This window comes from Paraflavitalea devenefica, from assembly GCF_011759375.1.
Taxonomy (GTDB): Bacteria; Bacteroidota; Bacteroidia; order Chitinophagales; family Chitinophagaceae; genus Paraflavitalea; species Paraflavitalea devenefica.
Genome location: NZ_JAARML010000002.1, coordinates 567,903 through 591,722, shown reverse-complemented (window position 1 = coordinate 591,722; position 23,820 = coordinate 567,903). Strand labels below are relative to the sequence as shown.

The following is a 23,820-nucleotide window of genomic DNA, read 5'->3' as shown; positions in this document are numbered from 1 at the left end:
GGTCTGGACAGACAGAACAGGATTGAAAAACAATCACTTATAGATACAATGCAATCTGAGCAGGCTTTAAACCAACTTTAAGTATGGTTTTTGCAGTTGATAAAACAACCCTTCATAAACGTTAATTATTAATATGACCCGTCCTGTTAAGATCTTTTGGCGCATATTTCTGTATGGTTTTCTGACCGTAGTACTATTCCTCCTGCTCATCAACTGGGGGGTATTTGGCGGCATGCCTTCCCTGTCCGAACTGGAAAACCCCTCCATTACATTGGCTTCCGAAGTATTTGGCGATGATGGCACGCCCATGGGGAAATACTACCGCGACCGCGGCAACCGCAGCTATGTGAAATACAATGATATCTCCAAACATGTGATCAATGCCCTGGTGGCCACAGAAGACAAACGCTTTTACGAGCATTCCGGAATAGATGGTATCCGCCTTACCAAGGCCATCACCTCTTTTGGCAGTGCCGGCGGCGCCAGCACCATCACCCAGCAGTTGGCCCTGAACATGTTTGATGAGCGGGCTACCAATCCCGTGGCGCGTATGCTGCAAAAGATCAAGGAAAACATCATTGCCATCAAGCTGGAGCGCAACTTTACCAAGCAGGAGATCATTGCCCTCTACCTCAATACCGTTTCCTTCAGTGATAACGTATATGGCATCCGCAATGCTTCCCGCACCTTCTTTTCCAAGGAGCCCGACCGCCTCACCATTGATGAAGCAGCCGTGCTGGTGGGTATGCAAAAAGCGACCGGTACCTACAACCCAAGGACCAACTACAAAGCCGCTTTCGACCGCCGCAATACCGTAATAAGCCTGATGGCCGATAACAAATACATCACAGAGGGGGAAGCTGCCAAACTGAAAAAAGAGCCCATCCGCCTCAACTATAAGAAAGTGGATGAGAACAATGGCATCTCTCCTTACTTCCTCGATGTGATCCGGGAGGAACTGAAAAAATGGGCCAAAGACAACACGAAGGCCGATGGCGAGGAATATGATATCTATGCCGATGGTTTGCGCATCTATACCACCATCAATCCCCGCATGCAGCTATATGCAGAAGAAGCAGTGGCCAAACACATGCCGGTATTACAACGGGCCCTGGCCGCCCAGCGTGGCGTTAAAACCGATGCGGTATGGAAAGGACATGAAAACATCCTCGAAGGCTACATGAAGAGCAGCCAGCGCTGGAAGAACCTGAAAGAAGACGGCCTGAGCGATGCCGAGATCAAAAAGTCCTTCTACCAGAAAACGCCCATGAAAGTATTTGCCTGGAATCCCAAACGCGAGAAAGATACCGTGATGACGCCCATGGACTCCATCAAATACAACCGCGAAATGATGCAGGCCTCTTTCATGGTCATGGACCCTATGAGCGGACAGGTAAAAGCCTGGGTAGGTGGTATTGATTTCAAGAACTATAAATATGACCACGTAAACCTGAAAACCAAAAGGCAGGTAGGTTCTTCCATCAAGCCATTCCTCTATGCACTGGCTATTGAAGAATATGGTTTCACGCCGGAAACACAATGTGAGAACACGCAACAATACTTCCCTGGTTCCGGTTACGTACCTGCCAAGAACAGGGGACGTACCGGCACCCGCACCATGGCCAGCGGATTGGCCTGGTCTATCAATGAAGTAGCCGCCTATATCATTAAGCAAACAACACCACAACGTTTTTCCGAGTTCCTGAAGCAGATCAACATACCCACCAAAGTAGATCCCTACCCTTCTATCAGTCTGGGTAGCTGCGATCTGTCGTTGTTTGAAATGATGTGGGGATATACCATGTTCCCTTCAGGCGGGTTCAGTACCAAGCCCATCTACATCACCCGTATTGAAGACAAGAATGGCAATGTACTGGCGCGCTTTGATACAGAGCGTAAAGAGGTCATCAGTCAGAGTACAGCCTATACCATGGCCCGTATGATGCAGGGCGCTACCGATTATGGTACAGCGGCCGGTTTACGCGGACGCCTGGGCTTGGCCGAGATGGGTGGCAAGACCGGTACTACCAATGATAACTCCGATGCCTGGTTCTTTGGCTTTACGCCCCAGTTGCAGGCCGGCGTATGGATCGGTTGCGATGACCGGTTTATACGGCTCGATAATGGCCTGGGTGAAGGCGGACGGGCTGCCCGTCCTATCTGGGAATACTTCTTCCAGAAAGCACTGGCCGATAAGACCCTCGCCCTGGACAGGCAGGCTAAATTTGTACAGCCCGAAAACATGCGTACGGAATATGATTATGGTGGCCTCGTTGACCGCACACCCGATCCCGGCGCCGAAGGCGACAACGTAGGCAATGGTACCGCCGATGAATACCTGAGCACACCGGATACCCAAAACATTCCTACCGATTCAAAGCAGGCGATAGAAGAGCAGAAAGTATTGGAAGAAGCCACCAAACCCAAGAACCAGGTGCCTGAAAAAAAGGATACCAAAGAAGAAGTAAAATCCGACGATAAGAAGAAAAAGGATGGCCTCTTCCGGCGCATCTTCGGTGGTAAAAAGAAAGACAAGGAAGAAAATTAAAGAATACAGAAGCCAGGATCCAGCATTCAGAATGGGTGCGTAATCTTTTATGTTCGTTGACTACTATTCATCAACAACTTTAAAGCGCGGCAGCCATGCTGGATGCTGGATTCTGCATTTTATTCCGCAGAGTCTCCCGGAGGGGACTCTGCGGCATAAGAAGCCCTACGCTCCTTTCCTTCTAAGCTGAAAAACCAGTAAACCGACTGCAACAACCAGGTAAGCTAAAAAATAGAACCACATAAAACGTGTATAAATGGGGGTTAGTAATTATTCGGATTAACGTTGGCAACAAGTTTTTTATTTCTTTCACCGCGGGGTCTCCCGTAGGGGACCCTGCGGCAGAACCTCACTAACGTTGACAATGAATTATTTATTATACCGGAACTGTGCACCCTCCATCAACGGATGATTCCCGTACAATCCCTTTTCATCTACCGACAGGTTGAAATTGGCAAAAAACACTTCCATTAACCAGGGCTCAAAGCGGAACTCAAAATAATTATGCGTAGTGTCCGCAACAGAAAACGTAGAATACCGCTCGGGGCAAAATTCAAATAACAGCATGATCGTATCCACTGCCTGCTTAGGCAACGCGATCACGCCTTTCTTATCTGTCGTGAGCACACTATCCATATGACCCGGACTGACCTTAGCATTGACGTAAGACAACAACATGGCATTGTTCTCTATAATGCGGATGGTGGTGTAAGTACCGGGCACCACTTTACTGGTGATCAGTGCAAAATCCTTCGCCGGTTGTGGCCGGCTGTTCAGGACCAGCTTGCCCTCTTTAACCTGCCAGTTGCCGGCGCCATAACGGTCCAGTGCACCATAAGAAAAGAAGAATTGAAAAGTAGAATCTGCATTCAGCTTAAACCCCGAGGCCACTTCCGTTACACCCCTCAGATAATACTCACCTGTCATAGATAAAGTTGTTTGCGCCTGTATACTGCTTACAGGCATGAATAAAAGGGCTGTTCCCAGCCACCGTATAACACGGCTTATTATCATTTACAGGCAAAGTAACCGCACGCCGGACAACAATGATTGTCACATTTAGCGGGATGTATGAAAAACCTGATAAACAGTAGGAAATACTAAATAGAATGCAATCATGGTATTTCCGCAGCGTCCCCTGTCAACTCGTTGAAGTTGTAACACGCGATGCGGGAGACACTGCGGAGAAGCTTCCCCTTACCTTGATATCCCCCGCAGGGTCTCCCACCTCATTACTTCCCCGCAGAGTCTCCTGCAAGGGACTCTGCGGCTTAAATCCCGCTTCAGACAACCGAATGGCAGCCTCCACCTCCCCAACAACCTGCTGCATTGATTTTCAGCTACGTATATATAAATCCGACAGCCATTTCCGGGCCATTTACCTTACATCACTGCACCTTTCAACTCATCCCATCCTTTGCACAGCAATCCCAAATTCCTTTATTACCGGCGGCCCCTTCATTAACTTCAGGAACTAAAACTACATACATGAAAAACAAATTACTGACTGCTGCCTGCCTGCTATTCCTGTGCGCCCACACGGTTGCCCAGCTTACCACGGCGCCTGAAGGCGGCAACCGGAAAGCCACGGTGAGTGAGAACATCGGCATTACCAACATCACGATCGATTACAGCCGTCCGGGCGTAAAAGGCCGGGAAGGAAAGATCTGGGGCGAGCTGGTTCACAAAGGCTTTGCCGACTTAGGTTTTGGCACCAGTAAAAATGCGCCCTGGCGGGCAGGCGCCAATGAAAATACCGTCATTGAATTCACCACACCGGTCATGATAGAAGGCAAGTCCCTGCCCGCCGGTAAATACGGTTTATTCATTGCGTATGATCCCCAGGCAGCTACCCTCATTCTCTCTAAAAACCATACTTCCTGGGGCAGCTTCTTTTATGATGATAAGGAAGATGCACTGCGCGTGACCATTAAACCGGTCCCCCTGGACAAAAGTGTGGAATGGCTGAAATATGAATTCCTCAATGAGACCGACTCTTCCGCTACTGTAGCATTGGCATGGGAAAAACTCCTATTCCCTTTCCGGGTGGAGACAGATCATATCAACCTGCAGCTCGAATCTTTCCGCCGGGAATTACGCAGTGAGAAGAGCTTTAATGTAGGCTGGCAAACCTGGAACCAGGCCGCCAATTATTGCATCGTCAACAATGTAAACCTGGAAGAAGCCCTGGCATGGGCTGAGCATGCCGCCAACGGCCCCTTCATTGGGCAAAAGAACTTCAATACGCTTTCTACCAAGGCGCAGCTACTCAACAAGCTCAATCGCCCCGCAGAAGCAGAGGCAGCTATGAAAGAAGCCCTGCCCATGGGAAGTGCCAACCAGATACATGCTTATGCAAGACAATTATTGCAGCAAAAGAAAAGCAAGGAAGCCTTTGACGCCTTTAAGCTCAACTACGATAAAAACCCTAATATCTTCACCACCAATGTGGGTATGATGCGGGGTTACTCAGCCCTCAGTAACTATAAGAAAGCAACAGAATATGGTCAGAAAGCCCTGACACAGGCGCCCGATAACCTGAATAAAAACAATGTGGAACGGATGCTGAAAATGCTGCAGGAAGGGAAAGATGTGAACTAATTACATCCCAATAATTCACAAAGCTTTGTCTGAAGACCTTGCCCTCTTAAGTTCTTCCCAATGATCTTACCAGCCGGGTCTACCAGGAAGTTTTGAGGTATGCCCTCCACTTTGTACAGGCGGGCTACCTCATTGCTCCAGAACTTGAGGTCGCTCACATGAGTCCAGGTGAGGTTGTCATCTTTAATAGCCTGTAACCAGGGCGATTTATCCCTGTCGAGGGACACACCCAGTACGGTGAAGTTCTTATTCTTGAATTTATTGAAGGCTTGTACCACATTGGGATTCTCCATGCGGCAGGGCCTGCACCAGCTTGCCCAGAAATCGATCAATACATACTTGCCGCGGAAAGAAGCCAGTGTTACCGGCGTACCGGTGGTATCATTCTGGGTAAACTCAATGGCCTGACTGCCCACAGCGCCGATCTTACTGTCATCAATACGTTGTTTCAGGATCTTTCCATAAAATCCCTGCTGACCGGCAGCAGCCAATCCGTTATATCGTCTTTCCAGCACCGCGATATCCTGCTCCAGTTCACTGGTCACGACCAGCATAAAAGGAGTTACAGGGGAGCTCTTCTTTTCAGCGGCAAACTTTTCAATAGTCGCCTTTGTCTTCTCTACATGCTTGGTATACGCCACCATGATAGAATCGGTGGGCTGTACATTGGGTATGGCGTACAGCTTCTGGTTCATGTCCGATAAAGTCCTGAACAGGGGGGTAAATGTTTGTTGAAACGCTACAAAATCATCATGTATAGCTGAGCCTTTAACGCTCAGTTGCTGAAGATCTTCTATCGTTCCCTGTACAGTGACATTGTCATTCCCTATAAACAGTACCGCCTTCTTGGCAGAACCGTCAAAATTCAGGTTGTACAGGTTGGCTTCTTTAACGGCTCCTTTCAACTCAAAAACACCGCCGGTTATTATGCCGCGGGCCAGTGTATCGGTAGCATTATTAACATCCGTCAATGTTACTTTGGACGCTTCGGGCAGCCCCGTCACGGAGCCTTTGATCACAAAACCTGTTTGCGCCACCAATCCAATGGGTATCAATAATATACAAACCAATAAGAGTTTCATAGAGAGCTTTTTATTTTGAATGTCGCTGCTTTAAAACGTTTACTACGGACTGTAAATTATGGCCTTTTGCGTTAAGTAAAATCAAATAATGGAAGAGCAGGTCGGCGGCCTCATCCAGGAACAGGTCATCGTTGGAATCCTTCGCTTCGATCACCAGTTCCACGGCTTCTTCGCCTACTTTTTGAGCCATCTTATTAATGCCCTTGCCAAAAAGCTGCCGCACATACGATTTCTCGTCACTGCTCTTCTTACGCAGCTCGATAATATCTTCCAGGTAATACAGGAAATCCTCCTGGTGATTGCGTTCACTCCAGCAGGTATCTGCGCCGGTATGGCAGGTAGGCCCCAGGGGCTGTGCCTTGATCAGCAACGTATCATTGTCACAATCTGATAGTATCTCTTTTACCAGCAGGTGATTACCACTCTCCTCTCCCTTGGTCCATAAACGCTTCTTGCTGCGACTGTAAAACGTCACCTTTCCTTCCGACATCGTTTTCTTCACCGCCTCTTCATTCATAAACCCCAGCATCAACACCTTATGGGTTTTAAAATCCTGTATCACGGCAGGCACCAGGCCATCTGCATATTTGGTATAATCTATTTTCATGTATTTATTCTGAATTCTGGATTCTATATCTCTTTCCCCGCAGCGTCTCCCGCATTGCCCGCCGAAGCTTCATCGAAGGCGGCAGGGGACGCTGCGGAACACAGCTATCACACCGGTCTGATAGCAATTTGTTGGCCCTGCAAATATCCCTTTAATTCCGGAATACTGATCTCCTTAAAATGGAAGATGCTGGCTGCCAACGCCGCATCGGCCTTACCGGCCCCAAACACATCCACAAAATGTTGCATATTGCCACCACCGCCGCTGGCAATCACCGGTACCGGCAAGGCTTCCGCCAGCCGGCGGGTAATATCCAAGGCAAATCCCTGTTTGGTACCATCATGGTTCATGGAAGTGAGCAGGATCTCGCCCGCGCCCAGGTCCACTCCCTGCTTGGCCCAGTCAAAACATTTGGCTTCCGTTTTTACCCGTCCGCCATTCAGGTACACATACCATTCGCCATCAGCCTCCTGCCGGGTATCAATGGCCAGCACCACGCACTGGCTGCCGAATTCATTCGCCAGTTCCCTGATCACCTCCGGGCGCTTAAAGGCGGCTGTATTCACCGATATCTTGTCGGCCCCGTTTTGCAGCAACACCTGTACATCCTCCACACTGCTGATGCCACCACCTACCGTAAAGGGGATATTGATATGATGCGCAATGCGGTTCACCAGTTCGCTTAACGTCTTCCGTTTCTCATTCGTAGCAGTAATATCCAGGAATACCAGTTCATCAGCTCCCTCCCGGGCATACAGGGCGCCCAGTTCTACCGGGTCGCCCGCATCACGCAGGTTCACAAAATTGGTTCCCTTCACCGTACGGCCATCTTTAATATCCAGACAGGGTATAATACGCTTTGTTAACACAGTAATTATTTTTTAGAACTTAATGCTACTTTAATTTTACCAGCTCTTCAACAGTGATACGGCCCTCATAAATAGCTTTACCAATGATCACACCACTGCAACCGATCTCCTGCAACTGCCGCACATCCTCCATATTGCTCACACCGCCACTGGCAATGAAATGTAATTGAGGGAATTGTTTAATAATATTTTGATAGAGCTCAACAGCGGGGCCTTGCAGCAAACCATCCTTGCTCACATCGGTACAGAATATTTGCTGCACACCATGCGCTATGTATTTAGCAATAAAATCATAGATCCATATATCGGTGGTTTCCAGCCAGCCGCCTACCGCTATCTTCTCATCCTTTACATCAGCGCCCAGCAGGAACTTATCAGCGCCATACGTAAGTAACCATTTTACAAATTCCTGCTCATTCTTCACGGCGATGCTGCCCACCGTGGCCAGCGCCGCGCCGGAATTAAACACAATGTCTACATCCTTATCCGTCTTAATCCCACCGCCGAAATCAATCACCAGTTTTGTTTTGCCGGCGATCGTTTCCAGCACCTTCCAGTTCTTCACAGCGCCGGCCTTGGCGCCATCCAGGTCTACCAGGTGCAGGCGTTGCAATCCGGCGGCTTCAAATTCAAGCGCTACCTCCAAAGGGTTTTCGTTGTACACTTTCTTCTGCTGGTAATCGCCCTGTGTAAGCCGCACGCACTTTCCATCAATAATATCAATAGCAGGAATGATCTGCATCGTTCTTTTGCTTTGTAACTGTTTTTCCATCTTAATAAAATCAAGTCCGTACTTCTGCCAGGCATCGCCGGTGGCCTGCATGCCAAACTTCTTATAAATAGCCGTAGCCGTTAACCGGGCATTGCACCAAATGGATTGCTTATTGTGGTGCTTGGCCCAATCCATCACATATTGCAGCAAAGCGGTGCCATATCCTTTTCCCTGCTGATCGGTTTTGGTAGCAAACTTCCTGAACTGTACACGTCCCCGGTCTTCAAATACAGAGATGACAGATACCACCTCTCCGTTTATATATACGCCCAAATGCAAGCCTGCCTCATCTTCTTCCAGCTTCACAAAATCAAGACTTTCGGCAGGATACATCACCGCTTGGCGCATCCTCCATACATCTGCTAATGGTACCGCTTTGATCTCCATATTATAAGCTCAAAAAATTCTTTAATAATTGTTCGCCCACCTGGGCGCTCTTTTCGGGGTGGAACTGCAGGCCATAAAAATTATCACGGTGCAGGCCAGCGCTATAGGGTTGTACATAATCAGCGGTAGCAATCGTATGATCGCCCAGCGCTGCATAATAGCCATGTACAAAATAGCAGTAGCTGTTTTCCGGGGTTCCTTTAAACAGGTTGGTCTTCAGGTTATAAATAGCATTCCAGCCGATCTGGGGCACCTTCAGGGTGCTGCCGGCAGGCGGTTTAAATTGCTTCACGGGCTCCGGGAAAATACCCAGGCAGGGTGTATCATTCTCTTCGCTGTAGGCACACATCAGTTGCATACCCAAACAAATACCTAATACCGGTTGCTGCAGACTTTTCAGTACTTCATCCAGTCCTCTTTCTTTCAGGTAACGCATAGCGCTGCTGGCCTCTCCCACGCCCGGAAAGATCACCTTATTGGCCTTCCTGATCTGCTCATGATCATCCGTCACCACGGCAGTTTCTCCAATCCTTTCCAATGCATACAACACAGACTGTATATTACCCGCATTGTACTTAACGATCACTAAACTCATAATGATTATTGTAAAACCTTATTCATAAATTGTTTCACCACCTGTGGCACATCTTGCTGTTTGTCAAGCGCCTGTATAAAGGCAGTGCCAATAATAGCGCCCTCCGCATATTGGCAGGCAGCTTCAAAGCTGGCTTTGTCCTTAATACCAAAACCCACCAGTACAGGGTTCTGCAGCTTCATGTTCTGCAAGCGCTGCAGGTAAGCGCTCACGCCACTCATGTCCTTGTCTTTCCCGGTAGTGGAAGAAGAAGACACCGCATACAGGAACCCGCTGCTCAAGGCATCGAGGCTTTTAATACGCGCTTCAGAAGTTTCGGGTGTTACCAGGAAAATAAAATCCAGTCCGTACTTTTTAATAATAGCTCCGTATTCAGTTTCAAATTCATATTCGGGAAGGTCAGGCAAAATAAGGCCATCCACGCCTGCGGCGGCAGCATCGGCACAGAACTTTTCAAAGCCATATTGCAATACCGGGTTCATATACCCCATCAGGATCACCGGCACCACAATGCCGCCCCGCACACCCGATCCGCCTTCACCACCAACCACTACTGCTTCCTGCCGCATATCCTTCAATTGCTCAAACAGCTTTTTGATCGTCATGCCATTGGCCAGCGCCACGCTGCTGCTCGCCTGGATAACCGGGCCATCTGCCAGCGGATCACTGTAAGGCATACCCAGCTCGATCAGGTCGGCGCCATTCTCCTGCAAGGCCCGCATCACGGGTAGGGTGCTCTCCAACTGCGGATAACCTGCCGTACAATAAATATTCAGCACATGATCTTTCTTTCGTTTGAATAACTCCTGTATCCTGCTCATATAATCTACTTTTTTTCGTCCATTGCTTTCATGTAGGTTGCCAGATCCTTATCCCCCCTGCCCGACAAACAAAGCACCACCGTATCGGTTGATTTAAAAGAAAGCTGCTTCAACGCCGCCAGGGCATGTGCCGATTCCAATGCAGGAATAATGCCTTCCAGCTTAGCCAGTTCGAAAGCAGCCTGTAAGGCTTCTGCATCCGTAGCGCTTAAAAACTGCGCGCGGCCTGTTTCAAACAAATGGGCATGCATGGGACCGATGCCAGGGTAATCAAGTCCGGCGGAAATACTGTGCGGTTCCACTACCTGTCCATCTTCCGTTTGCATCACCAGGCTCTTGCTGCCATGTAATACCCCTGGCCTACCCAGTTGGGTAGTGGCGGCGCTCAGGCCGCTGTGCACACCATGTCCTGCTGCTTCTACAGCTACCAACTTTACAGAAGATTCATCGAGGAAATGATAGAACATACCGGCTGCATTACTGCCGCCACCCACACAGGCCAATACATGTGTAGGCAGTTCCTTGCCTGTTTTTTCTTTCAACTGCTTACGCGCCTCTTCACTGATCACGCTCTGGAAGCGGGCCACCATATCCGGGTAAGGATGAGGGCCAACCACAGAGCCGATGATATAATGCGTATCGGTGGGGTTATTGATCCAGTCGCGGATGGCTTCATTCGTAGCATCCTTCAATGTCTTACTGCCGCTGGTAGCCGGTATCACCGTAGCGCCCAGCATTTTCATACGTGCCACATTCGGCGCCTGCCTTTCAATATCTTTCTCCCCCATATATACAATACACTCGACGCCTTTCAGGGCACACACGGTAGCCGTAGCCACACCATGTTGTCCGGCGCCGGTCTCCGCAATGATCCTTTTCTTGCCCAGCCGCTGCGCCAGCAATATCTGCCCGATCGTATTATTGATCTTATGCGCACCGGTATGGTTAAGGTCTTCCCGCTTTAAATAAATGCTGGTATTGTATTGTTTACTCAACCGCTCGGCCAGGTACAGCGGCGTTGGCCGTCCTACATAATCGGCAAGCAATGCATTGAACTCCTGCTGAAACGAAGCCTCATACATGATCTGCAGGTACTTCGATTTTAACTCCTCCACATTACGGTGCAGCATTTCAGGAATATAGGCGCCACCGAAATTTCCGTAATACCCGAAAATATTCGGTTGCTGATAAGTTCCCTTGTACTGTCCCAATGGAACTGTTTGATTGATCATTGGTCAAAAATTTATGTATTCTCTTTCTATTCTTATATCTCTACCGGCTTTACCGGCGTCTTCAATATCAACTGCAAGAACTTCAGATCAAGCCAGCGGCCAAACTTATAACCCACCTCTTTGAAATGCGCCACTTCTTCAAATCCAAATCCTGCATGCAGTTTGATACTGGCTTCATTGCTGGCGTCAATACCGGCCAGGATCGTATGCATCTCCAGCCTGGTGGCCGCGTCAATCAGTGGTGGTATCAACAACTTGCCAATGCCCTTACCCCGTACATCTGCTGCCACATATACTGAATTCTCTACCGAATACTTGTAGGCTGCCCAGGCCCGGAAGGGACCAATAGAGCTGAATCCCACAATCCTGCTGTTTTCTTCTGCTACAAACACCGGGAATCCCTGCTGCTGTTTTGTATCCCACCACTGTTTCCGCATGGCAGCCGTGTGCGGCTGATAATCATATACCGCCGTAGTATGTACAATGATATCATTGTAGATCGTCAATATTTCAGGAAGATCTCTTTCTTCCGCAACACGAACAGTTACCATACTATTTACTTTCTTATGCCGCAGCGTCCCTTACAGGAGACACTGCGGGGAATTCTAAAAGGACTTTGCCTCTCGTTGCCTTGATGCCTTGTTGCCTTTATACATTCAACTTCCCAATAAACCCTTTCACCTTCTCCATATCCTTTACACCGGGGCTCACTTCAAACTTGCTGTTGATATCAATGGCAAACAGCGCTTTCGCTACCGGGTCCTGTGAAAAGGCCATAAGCTGTTCTTCATCGCCCGGCTCTATGCCGCCACTCAGGAAAAAAGGCTTGCCGATCGTATTATTCTTTAACACGCTCCAGTCGAACTTCTTGCCGGTACCGCCATACCCGGCGCCCATGGTATCGAACATAAACATATCGCACATATCCATATAGGGCTTTATCATCCATTCCACACTATCATTATCACTGAGCCGGAATGCCTTTACCACAGAAACATAATCCGCGATCTTCTCGCAATACTTGGGTGGTTCATCACCATGTAGCTGTACCATGTGCAGGCGACATTCATCTACCAGGTGCAGCACCTCTTCAATCGTGGCATTCACAAATACGCCCACCTTATTAATATTATTCACCTTGCGGATCTGTGTGGTGGTCATATGCCTGAATACGTACCGCGGACTTTTAGGATAAAAAATAAAGCCGGCAAACATAGCGCCTATACCAGCCAACGCTTCTACCTGGTCCGATTGTGTCATGCCGCATACTTTTACTCTCATGTGCTGTCAGATTTTAAGTGTTAGTTGTGATCTGGCAAGTCAACCGCTTATCCATTGATGGAGTAAACATCAGTGGAGTGCTTTAACGAACTGTTCAAAGGCAGCACCGGGGTTAGGTTCCTTCATAAAATTCTCTCCGATGAGGAAACCCCTGAATCCATGGTCACGGAACAGGCGGATATTCTCCGCAGAAGAGATGCCGCTCTCAGCGATCTTCACCTTATTGGCCGGGATACGCTGCGCCATGGCCAGGCTGCGCTCAATATCCACCACAAAAGTCTTCAGGTTGCGGTTATTGATCCCTACCAACACGGTCTCTTCACAAATATGCGCTAACTCTTCTTCATCATGCAATTCCAGCAATACTTCCAGTTGCAGGCTTTGGGCAAAACGGGCCAGACGCTGTACATCAGCCGGTGTCAGGCAGGCTGCTATCAGCAATATCACATCGGCCCCCATTGCTTTGGCTTCTACAAGCTGGTATTCATCAATGATAAATTCTTTACGCAGGATAGGTATATTATTGACCCTTGCTTTTACAAGGTCTTCTGTGCTGCCGCCAAAAAAAGTGGTATCGGTCAATACCGACAAGCCGGAGGCGCCATGTTGTGCATAGGCGGTTGTTACCGCCACTACATCCGCATCACCATTAATAATTCCTTTGGAGGGTGATTTCCTTTTAAACTCGGCAATAATACCTGTTTTACTATCATCCAGCAAAAACTGCTTCAGTGACAACACAGGGCGGGAGAAAGCAGGGCTTTTTTCCAGGTCAGCAATGCTTGTCGCCGCTTTACGCTCTGCCACTTCTATCTTCTTATGCGCTATGATCTTGTCCAGTATGTTCATGTACCCTTATATTATGAATTGTTACTTTTCGCTCTTCCTCGTTGCCTCAATGCCTTGTTGCCTCGTTGCCTTTACTGCAGCGCTACCAATTTTTCCAACGCCTGCTGCGCCTTCCCGCTTTCCAGGCTTTCCACAGCAGCGGCATAAGCATCATCGTATTTCTTATATTGGCCGGTGCAATGTAAGGCCATAGCTGCATTGGCCAATACCACCGCATTCTGCGACCAGCTACCTTGCCCGCCCAATATCTTCACAAAGATCTTAGCCGCTTCTTCTACCGTATTGCCGCCAAAAATATCCTGCGGCATCACCATGCGCTTGCCCAGTTGTTCCGGCGTCATCACCCGCTCCCCTTCATTCGTGATCACCTTCGTATCATTCGTCAGGGATATCTCATCATAACCATCCAGCCCGTGGATAATGGTGAACGACTTTTCTGTTTGCTGTAACAAATAATTATAAATACGGGCCATCTCCAGGTTATACACCCCTACCAGTTGAAAGGCAGGCGATGCAGGGTTCACCATAGGGCCGAGCATATTGAAGAAAGTACGCACACCCAGGTTCTTCCGGATGGGACCTACCGTTTTCAACGCAGGGTGGAACAGCGGTGCATGCAGGAAACAGATATTGGCATCTTCCACTTCTTTCTTCAGACGCTCTTTATCGTTCTTGAATTGATAGCCCAGTTGCTCCATCACATTCGAAGCGCCGCTGATAGAAGAAGCGCCATAATTACCGTGCTTGGCTACCTTCTGACCGGTGCCGGCTACAATAAAACAGGCCAGCGTGGAAATATTGAACGTATTCTTGCCATCACCGCCGGTGCCTACAATATCAATCGTGGCATGCCCGTTCAGGTCTACCGGCACACAAAGCTCCAGCAAGGCATCGCGGAAGCCCTGTAACTCTTCAATGGTGATACTGCGCATCAGGTACACGGTCATAAAGGAGGTAACCTCATGTTCGTTATAAATACCCTTGCCGATATTCACCAGCACTTCTTTGGCAGCAGCCCTGCTCAGTGTCTTATGTTCAAATAATAGCTGAAGTATCTTTTTCATAATTATTTGTCCATTAGTTTTTCAACCAGTTACGTAATATCTGTTCGCCCATGGGTGTCAGTACACTTTCGGGATGGAACTGTACACCCTGTACATCATATTTTTTATGCTGCAGGGCCATAATGTAATTATTGGCTTCCCGCGCTGTTATTTCCAGGTCTTTGGGGAACCCTTCCTCGCTCACTACCCAGCTATGGTAACGGCCCACTTCTATCTCTGCAGGCAGTCCCGCAAAGAGCGGCGCCTGGGGGTTCACTACCTGGCAGGGAGTGGCCACACCATGGTACACCGTACTCAGGTTGACCAGTTTGCCGCCAAAGGCCTCACCAATGGCCTGATGTCCCAGGCATACGCCCAATATCGATTTCGTGGCAGCATATTCTTTGATCAGTGGCAACAACAAACCCGCTTCTACCGGGATGCCGGGGCCGGGTGATAAAATGATCTTATCATACACCTTTACCTTTTCCAAAGGGAGCTGATCGTTACGGAATACCTCTACCTTCTGGTGCAATATCTTCTCTACCAAATGCACCAGGTTGTAGGTGAATGAATCGTAATTGTCAAAAACTAATATCCTGGTCAATGTAATGAGTTTTATTAGCTGCGAGCTTTGAGCTACGAGCTTCGAGCCAAAACGCTCGCAGCTCGTGGCTCGCGGCTCGAAGCCTATTAAGAAATTTCTTCTGCAAAAACAATCGCCTTCTTCAAAGCGCCTAACTTATTATTCACTTCCTGCAATTCGCTTTCCGGGTTGCTGGCGGCTACCACACCGGCCCCGGCCTGGTAATACAACGTATTCTGCTTACTCAGGAAAGTACGGATCATAATAGCATGTACACAACTGCCGTCAAATCCCATAAAGCCAATAGCGCCGCCATAATAACTGCGGGTGGTAGGCTCATACCCGTCAATCAGTTCCATGGCCCTGAACTTGGGCGCGCCGCTCAGCGTACCGGCGGGGAATGTTTTGGCCATCAGCTCAAAAGGATTGCTGTCAGGCCGTACCTTGCCGGTCACCTCACTTACCAGGTGGATCACATGACTGTAATACTGTACCTGGCGGTAATGCGCTACATCCACTTCATCACATACCCGGCTCAGGTCATTGCGGGCCAGGTCTACCAGCATCACATGCTCGGCATTTTCCTTGGCATCCTTCAGCAGGCGGGCGGCTTCCTGCTTATCGGTTTCATCATCGCCGGTACGTTTAAAAGTGCCGGCAATAGGATGCACCACAGCTTTTCCCTGTTGGATCAGTATCTGTGATTCGGGGGAAGAGCCCATCAGTTTATAATCGCCGTAATCAAAAAAGAATAAATAAGGAGAGGGGTTGATGCTGCGGAGTGCGCGGTATACATTGAATTCATCACCGCGGAAGGATTGCTGGAAGCGGCGGCTCAATACGATCTGGAATACATCGCCGCGGAAACAGCTCTGGATACCTTTGCTCACCATCTCGCGGTAAGCGGCATCGGTCATATTCGATACTTCCTCACCCTGCGCTTTGAAAGGATATACCGGTACATCCCTGCTGCGGATCAGCGACTCTACGACCGATAGGTCACTTTCCAGTCCGCGGATCACATTCTCACAAATGAACAGTTCGTCTTTATAATGATTGATCGCTATGACATATTGGTACAGCCGGTAACGCATCAGGGGTATCTCCGGCGTTGTGCTGCCCGACTTCAACTGTATCGTATCGAAGAACTGCACCGCATCAAAAGTAGTATAGCCATACAGGCCCTGTGCAAAGCGGCTTTCTTTGGAGCCATTACCGCTTACCTCGAAACGCTGCATAAAATCCCAGAGCAGTTGCGGCACTTCCTGCACATCCTTGACAGCGATCTTTTCAGGCGCTTCTCCCGGCCATTTGAATTCAATGCTCCGGGTGGAAGTGATCTCCATACCCGCAATGGCATTGATACAAATAAAGGAGTAACTGTTCTCTGCTGCATGGTGGTCGGTACTTTCCAGCAATACCGTATCCCGGAAGCGGTCCCGTACCCGCAGGTAAATACCCACCGGGGTAAATACATCGGCCAGCATCTTTTTACAGTTCGTCTGAATAGCTATTTTTTTCATGCCTGGTCCCTCTGAAGAGATTTATAATTAATGATAATAAAAAAGCCCCGATAAATCGGGGCCCTGAATATAGTGTCCTAAAACAACAATAGCAGCGTTACAAGCCCCGGATAGAGTTTGTATGCCACCACCACTGATTATTTTGTTTGTTCAGTTCCATTGTAGTGCAAATATGCAGTAGCAATTCCATTCTGCCAAAAAATTTACAAAACAGGCCGGTCCAACAAAATGTTAATATGCCGGTAACCCTATGTAAAACTGTTTATTACTGCATCTACACCCTTAAACTATCAACACCATGAAATCCCTGGCCGTCTCCTCCATCCTGGCTCTTGCCTTGCTGGCAACAGCCTGCAGCTCATCCCGGAAGACCCAATATCCCGAATTAAGGTCTGCTTCTTCCGGCGCTGGTAACCACGCCATGCTGAACGACAATGCTTTTAAATTGACTGCCATAGCAGAAGATTCAACCTATGGCTATACAGAGGCCAATCCCATCAAAGTGGGAGGCGGGCTGCAAAATGGCGCCAGTAATGAAAAACGCTTTCTCAATGCCCTGCTGGGCCCAGACGGAGAAGCCATCAGCTACACAAGAAGGGGAAGCTGCTGCCATTTTAAAACGCCCAATGGTATCATGGGAGGAGGATTGCTGGATGCTTACATCGTTACCTGGAAAGGGCAGGAAAAGCCCATTATCTTATTCATCAATATGTACGATCCCGGTGAGTTAAAAGCGCCCAAAGGTTTTACCTTTAGACAATGAACCCGATCGTTTTTATCCTGCCGGGCCTCAACAACTCCGGTCCGCAACACTGGCAAACCCACTGGGAACAACAATATGGCTTTATCCGCATCCATCAGCAGGACTGGGACACCCCTTATGCCGAAGACTGGATCGATACCATTGACGCTGCAGTAAAGCAACATCCCTTGGAACAAGTGATCCTGGTAGGCCATAGCCTGGCCTGCTGTACCATTGTCTACTGGGCCAGGAAGTTCAACCGTACCATTAAAGGCGCTTTACTGGTAGGTCCCAGTGATGTGGATGCTCCCAGCTATCCGCCCGGCACCTCCGGCTTTATGCCCATGCCCCTTTACAGGCTGCCCTTCCCTTCTATCACCGTAGCCAGCAGCAACGATCAATATGTATCTATAGACAGGGCGCAGCTATTCGCTGAGGCCTGGGGCAGCCGGCTGGTAAACATCGGGAACTGTGGACATATTAATTCGGCTTCTAACCTGGGGCTGTGGCCCGCAGGTATGACGCTGCTGCAGCAATTGTACTAATTTGCAGGCGGCAGCACCATGCCGTCATCACTAATCATATACTTGCAGAATGCTGATACAACACAAACAGGGTAAGACCAAGAGCATGTTCTATGTGGAAGAAGGCGGTAAAATACTGGCCGAAATGGTATACTCCATGCCCAATCCCGATAAAATGCTCATTGAACATACGGAAGTAGATGAATCCCTCTCCGGCAAAGGCATTGGCAAACAATTGGTGTATGCCGCCGTGGAATATGCACGTAGCAACGACATCAAGATTATTCCGCTTTGTCCCTTCGCGAAGTCAGTCTTTGATCGGGTGAAAGAATGGCAGGACGTGCTGGTTTAAAGCACGCCCTTCGTACTCGGCAAATAATTACTCAGCGGGTCGCGCTTCACCGCCATACGGATAGCCTTGGCGAATGCCTTGAAAATAGCTTCTATCTTATGGTGTTCATTGTCGCCATGGCATTCAATGTGCAGGTTGCATTTGGCGGCATCAGAAAATGACTTGAAGAAGTGGAAGAACATCTCGGTAGGCATCTCTCCGATGCGCTCCCTTTTGAACTCCGCATTCCATACGATCCAGTTGCGGCCGCCGAAGTCAATCAGCACTTTGGCATCTGCCTCATCCATCGGTAAGGCAAAACCATAACGCTCCATACCACGCTTATCGGCCAGGGCTTTGGCAAAAGCCTCTCCCAAAGCAATACCGGTATCTTCAATCGTATGGTGTTCATCAATATGCAGGTCACCATTGGCGCGCACCGTCAGGTCCATCTTGCCATGACGGGCTATCTGGTCCAGCATGTGGTCAAAGAAACCAAGACCCGTAATGATCTGCGCCTTACCACTGCCATCTACATTCAGCTCAATCCTGATCTGCGTTTCATTCGTATTGCGTTCATGCACCACCCGGCGCAATCCTAATCGCAGGTATTCATAGATCGTACTCCATTGGGTAGTTTCCAGCGCGATCACCGGGCGCAGCGCAACTACCTGATCACTGATCTCTGCCGCACCCAGGGCAGCATCATTATTCAGCCAGATGGCTTTGCAGCCTAAATTCTTGGCCAGTTGTACGTCCGTAATACGGTCGCCTATTACATAGGAATTCTCCAGGTCGTAGGCCGGGTTATTGATATACTGGGTCAGCATGCCGGTACCGGGCTTGCGGGTAGGTGCATTGTCTTTGGGAAATGACCGGTCAATATAAGTAGCGCTGAAGCGGATGCCTTCACCTTCCAGGCTCTTCATTACCAGGTTATGCAAAGGCCAGAAAGTATCTTCCGGGAAGGCTTCTGTACCCAGGCCATCCTGGTTCGTCACGATCACCAGTTCATAATCAAACTCCCGGGCAATTCTTCCCATGTACTCAAACATGCCCGGGTAAAAAGTAAGCTTATCAAAAGAATCCAGTTGATACGTAGGAGGCGCTTCATTAATCAAGGTACCATCCCGGTCAATAAACAACACACGCTTCATGAAAAAAGAATTTAGAATTCAGTATCCTGAACTCAGCAAATATAATAATCTATGATTTCCTTACTTCGTCTTGGCACGTATCCCTTTCACTTCCGCCGGCGTGATCAAACTCGCCTTATTACCAAAACTGTTGCGAATATAGGTCGTTACGTCCGCAATCTCCTGGTCGGTAAGATAATCATGGGCAGCCATTACATTCTCATACGTTTCACCATCCACTTCCACGCCCTTCATACCTTTCAGGACCACCTGTACCAGCTTTGTTTTATCGCCGGTTACCCAGTTTGTCTTCACCAGGGTGGGCGTCATATTGGGAACACCGCTGCCATCCTGTTGATGACAGGGCAGGCAATACGTATCATATACCTTCTTACCGTTCTCCATCACCTTCTTGGGGACGGGCTTGGGTTTTGTTTGGGCAGCCATCAGTAACAGGGTACCGGCGCATGTGATCAGCAGGAATGTCTTTCGCATAGCAAAGAGTATTTATTTTTTAGTGTACATAACTTTCCAGATCCGTCCTTTCTTGTCGTCCGAAATATACAGGGAACCATCAGGCCCCTGGGCCAGTCCGCAGGGGCGGTACCTTGATTTGGCAGGCTCGCGCGACTCGCCCGCAAAACCATCCGCAAATATCTCATACTTTCCGCTGGGCATACCATCTTTAAATGGAAGGAATACCACAAAATAGCCAGCCTGTGGTTTAGGCGCCCGGTTCCAGGAACCATGAAAAGCAATAAAAGCGCCATTTTTATAACGCTCCGGAAATTGGTTGCCGGTATAGAACATAAAGGCATTGGGAGCCCAGTGCCCGGGAAAAGCATAAATGGGTTTCTTCTTATCAGCGCAACGTCCTTCCTTCTTCTTGTCGCCGCCATATTCAGGCGCCAGCACCTTCTTATTCTGCTGCCAGTCGAAATAACAATAAGGCCAGCCAAAATCATCGCCTTGCTTAATCTGGAACAACTCTTCAGCCGGCAGCTCTGCACTCTCCTCTTCATTGAACATCTCCGGGAATAAAGTATTCAGATTATCCCGGCCATGCTGCATCGCATACAACGTGTTGTTGTTATTGTCCCAGTCGAGGCCCATAATATTGCGGATGCCGGTAGCATAACGGATGCCATCGGCATAAGTCTGGTTCAACTTATCCGCTTTGAACTGCCATACGCCACCTACGGAATCCAGGAGCGGACAAGGATCAGGAGAAGGAGAACCCTTCTTGCGGTCTTCCAGTTGACAGGCATTGGAGGGAGCGCCGATATTTACATAAATATTGCCGGCATTGTCCAGCACCAATGATTTGGTATTGTGCGTGCCCCGGTCAATCAACCCGGTAATGATCTTTTCCGGCTGGTCGGGATGGAGAACTTCCTGTTGATCGTTCAGCTTATAGCGGAACACCTCTTTATTGGAGGAGGTATACAAATAACCATTCTTAATGGTAATGCCTGTGCCGGGATAATTACCAAAAGTACTGGCCTTATCTGCCACGCCATCCTGATTGGTATCCTGCAAACGTAAAATGCCTTTGCCTTGCTGAAGCCTGAACAACATCACATATACATCACCCTTGGAAGTAACCACCAGGTGACGGGCCCGGCCAACCGTATCTGCCAGTACTACAGCCTTAAATCCTGCAGGCAAAGTAATACCTCCATTCTCTTCCACGGGCGTAGCCTTCCATGGTTTGGGTTTTACTTTAGTAGAATCATTACCAGAGACAGTAACCACTGCCAGTAACAGTGCGGGGAGCATGGTGCAAATCCATTTCATGTTGCCGTTTTTCGTTAGAGGATGTTTTTGATTAACTATTTGATCATTACGCCGGTTGCGCGGCGTACTTTTTTAACGATTGAATAAGGGCCTCATTCTCCGCAGCCGTACCAATAGTAATACGCAGACATCCTTCACACAGGGTCACGTTACTGCGGTCCCGCACCACAATGCCTTCCTGCAGCAAATACTGGTAGATCGCTTTGGCATCTGTTACCCGCACCAGCAGGAAATTGGCATCTGATGGATATACCTGCTGCACCACCGGTAAAGCAGGCAACACCTTTTCCAGTTCACCCCGCTGCGCTACGATCTCGCGGATCATATCATTCACCTGCCCTACCTCTTCCAGCGCCTGCAGTACGAGGTCCTGTGAAGCCTGGTTGATATTATAAGGCGGCTTCACCTTATTCATCACCTTAACAATATCCGTGGAAGCAAAGCCAATCCCCACGCGCAGGGCCGCGAGCCCCCAGGCCTTGGATAAGGTTTGCATAATCACCAGGTTGGGGTAATCATTCAGCTCCTGTGTAAAAGACCGGAAGCGGGAAAAATTAATATACGCCTCATCAATTACCACCAGGCCGAAATAATTATTCAGCAATACCTCAATATCGCCCCTGTCGAGGGAGTTACCGGTGGGGTTATTGGGCGAACAGACAAAGATCATCTTGGTATAATCGTCTACCGCTTCTTCAATAGCCGGCAGGTCGAGCTGGAAAGCAGGCGTGAGCGGCACCTTCTTAATGGCCACATCATTGATGTGGGCGCTCACTTCATACATGCCATAGGTAGGCGGACAAATAATGATATTGTCTTTCCCCGGATCGCAGAAGGCGCGGATCAACACATCAATACATTCATCACTGCCATTGCCAAGGAAGATATTCTCTACAGGCACACCTTTTATTTCGCCCAGTTTCTCTTTTACTTTTATTTGCAAGGGGTCAGGATAGCGGTTGTACCATTTCCTGAGCGGTGAGCCCAGGCTATTCTCATTCGCATCCAGGTAAATGCTGGCTTCCCCCTTAAACTCATCACGGGCCGAAGAATAGGGCACCAGTTTCTTGATATTCTCTCTTAATAAATTATTCAGATCAAAACTCATTGCTTAATTTTTTCTGATTCGAAAATCAGCCAACGCCAAAACTACAATTCCCGGGTGGCTTTTTATTACTCACTCTTTACTGAGTGCAACCGCACCCGCACCGCATTCGCATGCGCCTCCAATCCTTCTGCCTCAGCCATCAGCTCTACTGTACGGCCAATATTTCTCAATCCCTGTTCGCTAAGCTGCTGGAACGTGATCTTCTTCACAAAACTATCCACGCTTACGCCGCTATAGGCGCGGGCATATCCATTCGTAGGCAGGGTATGATTGGTACCACTGGCATAATCGCCCACGCTTTCGGGCGAATAATGCCCCAGGAATACTGAACCTGCATTCACTACCCGGCCAGCCAGCGCAAGCGCATTATTACAAGCCAGTATCAGGTGCTCAGCCGCATATTCATTCAGCAGGTCAATGGCTTCCGTCTCATCCTTCACCACAATGATCTTGCTATGCTCCAGTGCCTTCGCCGCTAATTCTTTTCGTGGTAGCAGTACCAGTTGTTTATTCACTTCTTTTATTACGGCATCAACCAGCAGCGAGGAACCAGTAACCAGCAACACCTGGCTATCCACTCCATGTTCCGCCTGGCTCAGCAGGTCGGCAGCTACAAATGCAGGAGAGGCGCTTTCATCCGCATAGACGGCCACTTCACTGGGACCAGCCGGCATATCAATCGCAATGCCTTCCTGCTGTATCAATTGCTTGGCGCAGGTTACATATTGATTACCGGGGCCAAATATCTTTGACACCCTTGGTATCGATTCCGTTCCGTAGGCCATGGCGCCTATCGCCTGTACGCCACCCGCTTTAAACAGCTTGGTGACACCTACTGCCTGCGCCGCAAATAAAATGGCAGGATGCAGCTTGCCGTTCTTGTCCGGCGGGGAACAAAGGATGATCTCTTTACAACCGGCCAGTTTTGCAGGCACGCCCAGCATCAGGATCGTAGAAAACAAGGGCGCTGTGCCGCCGGGAATATACAGACCTACCTTTTCAATGGCTACTGATTTGCGCCAGCATTGTACGCCGGGCATCGTTTCCACTATCTCCGGTTCGCTCAACTGTTTTTTATGGAACGTTTCAATATTGGCCCTGGCAGTTAAGATGGCAGTCTTCAGTTCCGCATCCAGTAATTGGGCGGCTTCCCGGAATTCGGCTTCGCTCACCAGCAGGTTATCCACCACTGCTTTGTCAAATTGCAGGGTCAGTGCTTTCACCGTGTTGTCGCCGCCTGTTCTCACCTGTTGCAGGATGCCGCTCACCACTGCTTCCAGCTTTGCGGCTTCTGCCACCGGTCGCTGCAATAACGTGCTCCATTCGCTTCTGGCCGGGTTATCAAATACTTTCATAAACGCGTAATATTATTGTGCTTTCGCTATG

General features: G+C 48.9%; 24 protein-coding genes. 5 read left to right on the top strand and 19 right to left on the bottom strand.

Going from position 1 to position 23,820, the window contains the following annotated elements:
• The first annotated feature begins 133 nt into the window (after positions 1 to 133).
• Complete coding sequence (locus HB364_RS12020; protein WP_167288222.1) at positions 134 to 2,548, top strand: transglycosylase domain-containing protein; 2,415 nt, start codon at positions 134 to 136, stop codon at positions 2,546 to 2,548.
• A 369-nt stretch (positions 2,549 to 2,917) separates the two neighbouring features.
• Here the strand turns inward: HB364_RS12020 and HB364_RS12015 are convergent, their stop codons facing one another.
• Positions 2,918 to 3,475, bottom strand: coding sequence for a hypothetical protein (locus HB364_RS12015; RefSeq protein WP_167288221.1), 558 nt, complete (start codon positions 3,473 to 3,475; stop codon positions 2,918 to 2,920).
• A 561-nt stretch (positions 3,476 to 4,036) separates the two neighbouring features.
• Between HB364_RS12015 and HB364_RS12010 the strand changes: the two genes are divergently transcribed.
• Positions 4,037 to 5,149, top strand: a complete 1,113-nt coding sequence (locus tag HB364_RS12010; protein WP_167288220.1) for a DUF2911 domain-containing protein — start codon at positions 4,037 to 4,039, stop codon at positions 5,147 to 5,149.
• On the opposite strand, the gene HB364_RS12005 is transcribed toward HB364_RS12010, so the two are convergent.
• From HB364_RS12005 to HB364_RS11945, 13 genes are all read right to left on the bottom strand, one after another.
• Entirely contained in the window at positions 5,146 to 6,231 is a 1,086-nt protein-coding gene (locus HB364_RS12005; protein ID WP_167288219.1) for a TlpA disulfide reductase family protein, read from the bottom strand. The two genes, HB364_RS12010 and HB364_RS12005, sit on opposite strands and share 4 nt — an antisense overlap.
• Positions 6,232 to 6,241: 10 nt before the next feature.
• Positions 6,242 to 6,838: a bifunctional phosphoribosyl-AMP cyclohydrolase/phosphoribosyl-ATP diphosphatase HisIE gene (gene hisIE, locus HB364_RS12000; RefSeq protein WP_167288218.1), complete on the bottom strand. Its 597-nt coding sequence runs from the start codon at positions 6,836 to 6,838 to the stop codon at positions 6,242 to 6,244.
• A gap of 107 nt (positions 6,839 to 6,945) precedes the next feature.
• Positions 6,946 to 7,707 (bottom strand): imidazole glycerol phosphate synthase subunit HisF, encoded by a 762-nt coding sequence (hisF, locus tag HB364_RS11995; RefSeq protein WP_167288217.1) that lies wholly within the window; start codon positions 7,705 to 7,707, stop codon positions 6,946 to 6,948.
• Between the two features lie 25 nt (positions 7,708 to 7,732).
• Positions 7,733 to 8,866, bottom strand: a complete 1,134-nt coding sequence (gene hisA / locus HB364_RS11990) for a 1-(5-phosphoribosyl)-5-[(5-phosphoribosylamino)methylideneamino]imidazole-4-carboxamide isomerase (RefSeq protein ID WP_167288216.1) — start codon at positions 8,864 to 8,866, stop codon at positions 7,733 to 7,735.
• Between the two features lies 1 nt (position 8,867).
• A complete protein-coding gene (hisH, locus tag HB364_RS11985) occupies positions 8,868 to 9,461 on the bottom strand; it encodes an imidazole glycerol phosphate synthase subunit HisH (RefSeq protein WP_167288215.1) in 594 nt (197 codons plus the stop codon).
• 5 nt (positions 9,462 to 9,466) lie between these two features.
• Positions 9,467 to 10,282 (bottom strand): tryptophan synthase subunit alpha, encoded by an 816-nt coding sequence (gene trpA / locus HB364_RS11980; protein WP_167288214.1) that lies wholly within the window; start codon positions 10,280 to 10,282, stop codon positions 9,467 to 9,469.
• Between the two features lie 5 nt (positions 10,283 to 10,287).
• Positions 10,288 to 11,514: a tryptophan synthase subunit beta gene (gene trpB, locus HB364_RS11975; protein ID WP_167288213.1), complete on the bottom strand. Its 1,227-nt coding sequence runs from the start codon at positions 11,512 to 11,514 to the stop codon at positions 10,288 to 10,290.
• 32 nt (positions 11,515 to 11,546) lie between these two features.
• A complete protein-coding gene (locus HB364_RS11970; RefSeq protein WP_167288212.1) occupies positions 11,547 to 12,065 on the bottom strand; it encodes a GNAT family N-acetyltransferase in 519 nt (172 codons plus the stop codon).
• A 97-nt stretch (positions 12,066 to 12,162) separates the two neighbouring features.
• On the bottom strand, positions 12,163 to 12,795 hold the full coding sequence (locus tag HB364_RS11965; protein WP_167288211.1) for a phosphoribosylanthranilate isomerase: 633 nt from the start codon (positions 12,793 to 12,795) through the stop codon (positions 12,163 to 12,165).
• Between the two features lie 69 nt (positions 12,796 to 12,864).
• Positions 12,865 to 13,644 (bottom strand): indole-3-glycerol phosphate synthase TrpC, encoded by a 780-nt coding sequence (trpC, locus tag HB364_RS11960; protein ID WP_167288210.1) that lies wholly within the window; start codon positions 13,642 to 13,644, stop codon positions 12,865 to 12,867.
• A gap of 71 nt (positions 13,645 to 13,715) precedes the next feature.
• Positions 13,716 to 14,708, bottom strand: a complete 993-nt coding sequence (trpD, locus tag HB364_RS11955; RefSeq protein WP_167288209.1) for an anthranilate phosphoribosyltransferase — start codon at positions 14,706 to 14,708, stop codon at positions 13,716 to 13,718.
• A 13-nt stretch (positions 14,709 to 14,721) separates the two neighbouring features.
• Positions 14,722 to 15,294, bottom strand: coding sequence for an anthranilate synthase component II (locus HB364_RS11950; RefSeq protein ID WP_167288208.1), 573 nt, complete (start codon positions 15,292 to 15,294; stop codon positions 14,722 to 14,724).
• Between the two features lie 86 nt (positions 15,295 to 15,380).
• A complete protein-coding gene (locus HB364_RS11945) occupies positions 15,381 to 16,796 on the bottom strand; it encodes an anthranilate synthase component I family protein (RefSeq protein WP_167288207.1) in 1,416 nt (471 codons plus the stop codon).
• A gap of 298 nt (positions 16,797 to 17,094) precedes the next feature.
• Here HB364_RS11945 and HB364_RS11940 point away from each other — a divergent pair, with 298 nt between their 5' ends.
• From HB364_RS11940 to HB364_RS11930, 3 genes are read left to right on the top strand one after another with little or no spacing between them, the layout of a single operon-like run.
• A complete protein-coding gene (locus HB364_RS11940) occupies positions 17,095 to 17,559 on the top strand; it encodes a 2-dehydro-3-deoxyphosphooctonate aldolase (RefSeq protein WP_167288206.1) in 465 nt (154 codons plus the stop codon).
• A complete protein-coding gene (locus HB364_RS11935) occupies positions 17,556 to 18,083 on the top strand; it encodes an RBBP9/YdeN family alpha/beta hydrolase (protein WP_167288205.1) in 528 nt (175 codons plus the stop codon). Before HB364_RS11940 ends, HB364_RS11935 begins: the two co-directional genes overlap by 4 nt.
• 49 nt (positions 18,084 to 18,132) lie before the next feature.
• Positions 18,133 to 18,414 carry a GNAT family N-acetyltransferase gene (locus tag HB364_RS11930; RefSeq protein ID WP_167288204.1) on the top strand — a complete coding sequence of 94 codons (282 nt, stop codon included), beginning with the start codon at positions 18,133 to 18,135 and terminating at the stop codon, positions 18,412 to 18,414.
• Here the strand turns inward: HB364_RS11930 and hisB are convergent.
• From hisB to hisD, 5 genes are all read right to left on the bottom strand, one after another.
• Positions 18,411 to 19,550, bottom strand: a complete 1,140-nt coding sequence (gene hisB / locus HB364_RS11925; RefSeq protein ID WP_167288203.1) for a bifunctional histidinol-phosphatase/imidazoleglycerol-phosphate dehydratase HisB — start codon at positions 19,548 to 19,550, stop codon at positions 18,411 to 18,413. The genes HB364_RS11930 and hisB overlap by 4 nt on opposite strands.
• Before the next feature lie 60 nt (positions 19,551 to 19,610).
• Positions 19,611 to 20,024, bottom strand: a complete 414-nt coding sequence (locus HB364_RS11920) for a c-type cytochrome (protein ID WP_167288202.1) — start codon at positions 20,022 to 20,024, stop codon at positions 19,611 to 19,613.
• A 12-nt stretch (positions 20,025 to 20,036) separates the two neighbouring features.
• Positions 20,037 to 21,326: a PQQ-dependent sugar dehydrogenase gene (locus tag HB364_RS11915; protein ID WP_246228475.1), complete on the bottom strand. Its 1,290-nt coding sequence runs from the start codon at positions 21,324 to 21,326 to the stop codon at positions 20,037 to 20,039.
• Positions 21,327 to 21,372: 46 nt separating this feature from the next.
• A complete protein-coding gene (gene hisC, locus HB364_RS11910) occupies positions 21,373 to 22,434 on the bottom strand; it encodes a histidinol-phosphate transaminase (RefSeq protein WP_167288201.1) in 1,062 nt (353 codons plus the stop codon).
• A gap of 65 nt (positions 22,435 to 22,499) precedes the next feature.
• Positions 22,500 to 23,789 carry a histidinol dehydrogenase gene (gene hisD, locus HB364_RS11905; protein ID WP_167288200.1) on the bottom strand — a complete coding sequence of 430 codons (1,290 nt, stop codon included), beginning with the start codon at positions 23,787 to 23,789 and terminating at the stop codon, positions 22,500 to 22,502.
• Positions 23,790 to 23,820: the final 31 nt, after the last annotated feature.